General features: G+C 40.2%; 9 protein-coding genes. All 9 read left to right on the top strand.

The genetic code is table 11. From position 1 onward, the window contains the following. The coding region (locus ACGF5R_RS12185; protein ID WP_387691043.1) for a phage tail sheath C-terminal domain-containing protein at window positions 1-406 on the top strand (406 nt) is incomplete at its 5' end. Window positions 407-415: 9 nt separating this feature from the next. Then, window positions 416-784 carry a phage tail tube protein gene (locus ACGF5R_RS12180; RefSeq protein WP_112879688.1) on the top strand — a complete coding sequence of 123 codons (369 nt, stop codon included), beginning with the start codon at window positions 416-418 and terminating at the stop codon, window positions 782-784. Between the two features lie 14 nt (window positions 785-798). After that, window positions 799-1,092, top strand: coding sequence for a phage tail assembly protein (locus ACGF5R_RS12175; protein WP_387691041.1), 294 nt, complete (start codon window positions 799-801; stop codon window positions 1,090-1,092). Window positions 1,093-1,206: 114 nt separating this feature from the next. Continuing rightward, window positions 1,207-3,126: a hypothetical protein gene (locus ACGF5R_RS12170; RefSeq protein WP_387691039.1), complete on the top strand. Its 1,920-nt coding sequence runs from the start codon at window positions 1,207-1,209 to the stop codon at window positions 3,124-3,126. Between the two features lie 99 nt (window positions 3,127-3,225). Continuing rightward, window positions 3,226-3,996, top strand: coding sequence for a hypothetical protein (locus tag ACGF5R_RS12165; RefSeq protein WP_387691037.1), 771 nt, complete (start codon window positions 3,226-3,228; stop codon window positions 3,994-3,996). A gap of 13 nt (window positions 3,997-4,009) precedes the next feature. After that, window positions 4,010-4,591, top strand: coding sequence for a hypothetical protein (locus tag ACGF5R_RS12160; protein WP_387691035.1), 582 nt, complete (start codon window positions 4,010-4,012; stop codon window positions 4,589-4,591). A gap of 323 nt (window positions 4,592-4,914) precedes the next feature. Continuing rightward, complete coding sequence (locus ACGF5R_RS12155; RefSeq protein WP_387691033.1) at window positions 4,915-5,325, top strand: hypothetical protein; 411 nt, start codon at window positions 4,915-4,917, stop codon at window positions 5,323-5,325. Further along, window positions 5,315-5,605 carry a helix-turn-helix domain-containing protein gene (locus ACGF5R_RS12150; RefSeq protein ID WP_387691031.1) on the top strand — a complete coding sequence of 97 codons (291 nt, stop codon included), beginning with the start codon at window positions 5,315-5,317 and terminating at the stop codon, window positions 5,603-5,605. Before ACGF5R_RS12155 ends, ACGF5R_RS12150 begins: the two co-directional genes overlap by 11 nt. 137 nt (window positions 5,606-5,742) lie before the next feature. Then, window positions 5,743-6,228, top strand: a complete 486-nt coding sequence (locus tag ACGF5R_RS12145) for a hypothetical protein (protein ID WP_387691029.1) — start codon at window positions 5,743-5,745, stop codon at window positions 6,226-6,228. Window positions 6,229-6,283: the final 55 nt, after the last annotated feature.

The following is a 6,283-nucleotide window of genomic DNA, read 5'->3' as shown; positions in this document are numbered from 1 at the left end:
GGTCGAAAATATCATCACGACGTACCAAAAAAATAGTTTTGGTGATAACGATGACAGCTATCTTGAAGTTGAAACCTTGTATTTGCTGATGTACGTCACACGCTATATCCGTACGCAAATCACGAGTAAGTTTGCCCGCATGAAGCTCGTGAAAAACGGTACCCGCTTTGCGCCCGGCTCGGCAATTGTGACCCCCAACATTATCCGCGCTGAGTTAATCGCCCAGTATAAAACACTGGAATATAACGGTTATGTACAGGATTCAAAAAGCTTTGCAGATGGGCTGATTGTTGAAGTCAATGCGCAGAATCCGAACCGGGTAGATGTGCTGTGGACGGGGACACTCATCAATCAGTTGCGCGTCTTTGCAGTCCTTAATCAGTTTCGCTTACAACCGGCCGCATAAGAGGTAAACATGGGAAATACATCAAACAGGCTCGCGGGTACCGCTTATGTCACTGTTGACGGCATTCGAATAATGGTCGCAGGGGATTTCACCTGGAGTCCCTCAACAGTCACCCGCGAAACCTTAACGGGGATGGACTACGTACACGGCTACAAAGAGAAGCCGCAAGCGGGCTTTATCTCGTGCAAGGTTCGTGACAGTGGCGGGACCACGGTAGCGGATTTCAATGACCAGACTAACGTCACAATCGTTGCTGAAATTGCGAACGGTAAAACGATCATCGGTGAAGGCATGTGGACCGTCAACACGCAAGAAGTTAACAGCGAAGATGCGACTTTTGAGGTGCGCTGGGAAGGCACCTCGGTAACAGAAAATTAATTTGGAGAATCAGTATGTTAGAAAAAACCAAAACTATCGTTTTAAGCACCCCGATTGAGAGTAACGACGGCAAAGTCCGCTACGAGCAGATCGACCTGAAAGAACCGGTATTGATTCAGGTTGAGCAGTTTTATGAAGCGCAGAACAAATCAAATCATTCAATTGCCGCTATGCGTCTGTTGATTTCATTGGTTTCAGAAATCCCCGATCCAGTACTGAAAAAAATGGCTATCAGTGATTTTCACAAATGTCAGGAGTTCCTTCTGGGTTTTTTGGACTCGAAGCGCTCGATGGCTGGCAACAACTAGCCGCTGACGTCACATTTTATTATAAGTGGGGGCCGCGCGATGCGTGGCTTCTGACAAGATCACGGCTTGAGTGGTGGGTTGAACAAGTTAATCGAATGAATAAGGAACGAACAAATGGCTAACGCTTTTGATTTTGAATTAAATGCTGATGAGAATGTCACGAAAGTTATTGATGAAATCAATGAAAAGTTGAATAGCCTCAATCCCAACCTGGCAAAGACTAAAGAGGGCCTGAAATTTGGGGGATCTGAATCAACGGATGGCGTAGATGTACTTGGCACAAAGTTACGCGATATGTCTCAGTATGCAAAAGATAACGTCCAGCATATCGGTGATATGGTCCCTCCGCTTAAAAACTTCGGCGAACTGGCAACTAAATATATGGGGATGGGGGCGAAAATTGGCGGTGTAGGAATGGCCGCATATGGCATATCGAAAGGCTTTCAGCTAATGAACGATATGGGAAAAGAAGCCTATGATTTTGATGTTGCAGCTAAAAACTCAGCAATGAACGTTCCTGATTTCACTCGAATAGCCGGAGCAATGCGATATCTTGGTATTAGCGCTGGTGATGCTAAAAAGTCAGTAGAAAGCTTCTATGGAGTTTTGAATCATCCACTACAGGGAAGAAGGGAAGAAGCCAGAGCGGAATTAACAAAGATGGGTGTTCCTCTCTATGAAAATGAACACGGAACGATTGATGTATACAAGACTTTCCCGGAAGTCGTCAGGGCCATGCAGCAATATCCGTCCGATGTTCAAAATACCATTGCTGAAAAAATTGGTTTAGATGAACACGGGTTGGCTTTGGCACGTAAAGGACCAGAAATATATCAAGAACTATTGAGTAAGGCCGATCGAGATGGGTTAACTAGGTCACAGGCTGATAATGATGCATTAAATCAATATAACGATAAAAAAAATGAACGAGATGCTCGTTGGGAAGGAATCAAGGCACAAAGTGAGATTGCGTATGCTAAATATGCTTTAGGGGGAGGTCTCAACTACTTAAAAAATCAAGAAGATAATGAGAAATTAAAGTATGACGGAGATAGCGCTAATTCGTTTTATCACGGAAATAAAAAAGATGATATGCGTGAAAGAGCTTTAAGAGACAAGGAATTTAGGAAGAGCCTTTCTCTTGGAGATAGAATACTTCTTGAGTGGGGATTTCCCAGTAGTAGTTTAGGTAAAAAAATTGATGATCACTATGGTGCTCAATGGGAAGCACAAAAGCTTAGATATGAAGCCATTCCCCAACCACCAAAAATTCCAGAACCGCCAAAAGTAGAACCACTAAAAATAGAATCTCCTAAGTATCCCGATCCTTACGGAAAACCAGTGAAAGACTCATTCGGTTTGAGAATTAAAAATCCGGGAAATGTGCGTGACGCACCTAACGGAATAGGGTATGTGCAAGGGAAAAGTGGAACATTTGTTAAGTTTGGTAATGATCACGACGGCCTCTCTGCACTAGCTCGTCAGTTAATGTTGAACGGTGACAGGGGGAAGAATACCGTTGATAGCACAATCAGCACCCATGCACCGCCAGGCGGTGTAGATAGAAACAACACTCAGGCATACATCAATTTCGTATCAAAAGAGACGGGCTTTCTTCCTAATCAACAATTAGATATGCATGACCCCAAGGTACTTGAAAATCTGATGGTAGCTATGATCAAACAGGAAAATCATGGTCAACAACCGTTTAGCCAAAAAGAGATCACAGATGCAATAACTGCCGCTATCTTTGACCCGAAATGGCAGGGTTTGCGTGACAGGTATTATTTAAATCAACAGCGCATGATGCATCAACCAGCGCCGCCTGAATCTGATAAAAGGCCCACATCTATCTTTGCTAATCAAGCAAATAATAGCGAACTTGCTCAGAACATAGCCGACGCGATTCAATCGGCAATGGGTGAAAACAAACTCCAGGTAGAAATCACGATTGTCAGCAATAAGACTGGGGAACGGCAGCAATTTAATGCAAAAACCGGGGGCAGAGTAACAACCTCTATGCAATATCCGTAATCATACTTTGGCGTTCTTAATGTTGTTTAACAGTTTAACCTTGATTTATGATGAGCTTGATTAATGCTTGCTCAGTTCAATTAAATAAAGAGGTTAGCAATGAAAAGGTTTGGTTATTTTTCGTGTATTTTTAGTTGGTTATGTATATTTTTATCATTTACAGCTAATGCTAAAAATGTTAGTTGCTACGATTTTTACATGCGTGATGGGTATACTGGTTTTACTTTTCCTGCTGCTAATTTTCAGGAAAGTTTAGATATTAACGGGTTAGTTTGTTATCAAGGGCGTGATATATCATCTTGGGTTGCTGGTGAAGGCATGATAGCTACAACAGCTATTATTCCAGATTCTAAAAGAGCCTTGGCTATAGTGACAGTATCGGAAGTGAATCCTGAATCTTTTGAGTCAAAAAGTAGTATCAGAGTGATATCTATTGGAGATGATGGAATTCCACGCAAGAAAGATATTATAAAGCAGCGTTATACCGAAGATCCGGAAAGTTCATTATATGATATGAAGATTACTGGTTATAATTATGAAAAAGGTATCGTTTATTTTGAAGTCCCTGCTTGGGCTGTTAGTCATGCGATACATGCTTTTACTATTCCTTTTGATGGGTTGCATCAAGGAATAAAGGAAAAATACATTACTCCTGGCGACTTAACATTTGTAAATATGTTTAATCTTTCCGATAAGAAAGAGAATGATGATTATATTGGTTATTTAGTTGTCAATAAAGGCATTATAAAAGAAGGTGAAGGTCGTGTTTATGGGGAATACCTAGTAACCCCAGAAGGAGAAACAGTTTGTGAATTAGATACGAACCCTAAACAAGGATATTGGAAAAGTTTTTTAACATGTAAAAAATAAAATGGGGTGATTAATGAAAGGTTTTGGTTATTGTCTGTTGATCCTTGGTTTGATATGGCTTCTTGTGGCTTTTAATATGGAAACAACCGTACCATCGGACTATGGAAGTGGCAGGGTTAGCAATATTGGTATGATTGCATCGCAGCATAATCATGTTTTTTTTGGAGCGTTTGTCACATTCTGTGGGTTTATGATGCTTTTGTTCGGGAGATCATCAAGTGATGCAATATGTTCTTATTGCGCTGAATTCGTCAATAAAAATGCTATTAAGTGTAAACATTGTGGTAGTGATATTCGAACCACTAATTCGGCCAAAGCTCTTGCGTGCACGTTGGTATTAAATTCAGAATATTTGAAGAAAGCTGAAAACTATCATCATTACGATTTTGTTGATAAAGATTCTAACATTCTGAAACAAAAAGTGGTTGATTTTTGTTCTTTGTGCTTATCATACATTGATGAAGTGGAGTGTAAAGGAGGTGATGGAGATGCTGCGGAGCGTAAGGTAGCATCAATGGTTGCCGACATTACAACTCACTTAACGGAAGAGCAGGCAAAGAAATTTAAAAAGATTTGCGAATTTCATCTTCCTTGAGATAGCTAGCCCCACTACGGGCCTTTCACGTACCACCGCACAGGCAGACAGAACCCCATTCATAAAAACGACTTTTTAAGCATGGAAAACCGCTGGTAGTTATCTCAAGCCAAGGATGGTCTAATTTAGTTTAAGTGTGTTTTTATTTGTCTGATAGATTAAAAAATGTAACAATGATCAAATATTAGTCAGATTAAATGCTTCCCGTACCAAGGGGTTCTGATAAATGGCATTTTGAGATTAATGTCATGTGAAAGAAGCTACACAATAATTCACGTTGACATAAAAATAAAGTTAACATATATATTAACTATGAGCTAAGGATGATGATGGAAGACGAGGGGAAGCTAGAGCCTGTATACAATGGTTCAAAGTTTACAGTAATCCACTGCGTTGGTGCCGTTGAAAGCTTTTACGAATCAGCCAAAAGCCTGGTTAAGCAAAAGGCGAGAAACATGGAAATGCAGATAGTCCTTCAAATAAAACGCCTTGCGGATGGCAAAAGAATGGCTTCTGATACTTTGGTTAGCGAAGGCAACCTTCCATCTAATAAAAAATTTTATGCTCTTAAAAGAATCCCGATAAGGGGTTATCTGTGGTATTCAGAGGCTAAAAGTGGCGTTTGTTTTATCAGCCATTATATATACAAAGATTACCCAAAATTAAACAAATCTAACATCCGCAAGATCCACTCTAACTGGAGAAGAATCGAGGAGGATGGACATGAAAAATGATCACATTTTTAACAACGAACAAATGTTATTTGCGCAAGAAGAACTTGTTTTTAACGTAACGGAAGACGTTCTGCTTGCTATGGAAGATAAATCCATCAAAAAATCTGAGTTGGCTGATAAGCTTGGAAAAACAAAATCATACGTTTCTCAGGTTCTTAGTGGCTCAAGAAACATGACGCTCAGAACGCTATCAGATATCTGTTTTGTTTTGGGTGCAAAACCAAATATAACAATTACTCTAGATGGCAGGGATGTTTCCTTACCCATTGATAAAAAATAAAAAAGCGACCAACTTTCATGGCGTAATGATGATAATTGTGCAGGTATTTTTCTTGGGAAGGAAAAAAACAGAAAAATTTCTCAGGCGGATATAATAGAACTAACATCAGCACATCTTAGCTATGAGGATGCAGCATAATGAATGCCGAACTCATTAATGCTCAAAACAAATTACATATTGTTAATGTCAATATCCGGGAGTCAAGTTTTAAACTTTCCGAAGAAGCTCACTCCTCCTTTGTATTATCAGAATTGTTCAATGAGGATCACAAGACTCAGTCCTACGGCGACGTATCAAGAATAAAGATTTTTCTTTCCGAGGAAGACAACAGGCAATGTTATATATTTGAGTATTCTGTAGGGATAAGATTGCTGAAAGTGGACCCATCAAGCAACGAAGGAGCAGAGTCCGAAGATGTTACAGATGTTACTGTTGGAATAGAGGCGGTCTTTGATGCTACTTATCTATCTGAAGCCAAACTTACAAGTGATGAGTTAAAGGCATTTTCTGAAAATAATGTCGCTTTCAATGTTTGGCCGTATTGGAGAGAATACGTTCAATCAGCATGTAACAGAATGGGAATACCTCAGATAAATATCCCGCTATATAAGATAAGGAAGTAACCCTCTTTCAAAAGCCACCTTGCCGGTGGCTTTTTTGTAGCATCCACACGCGCCG

The sequence above is a fragment of the Photorhabdus sp. RM71S genome (assembly GCF_042879355.1).
Classification (GTDB): Bacteria; Pseudomonadota; Gammaproteobacteria; order Enterobacterales; family Enterobacteriaceae; genus Photorhabdus; species Photorhabdus kayaii.
This window is presented reverse-complemented; position numbering and strand designations above follow the sequence as displayed.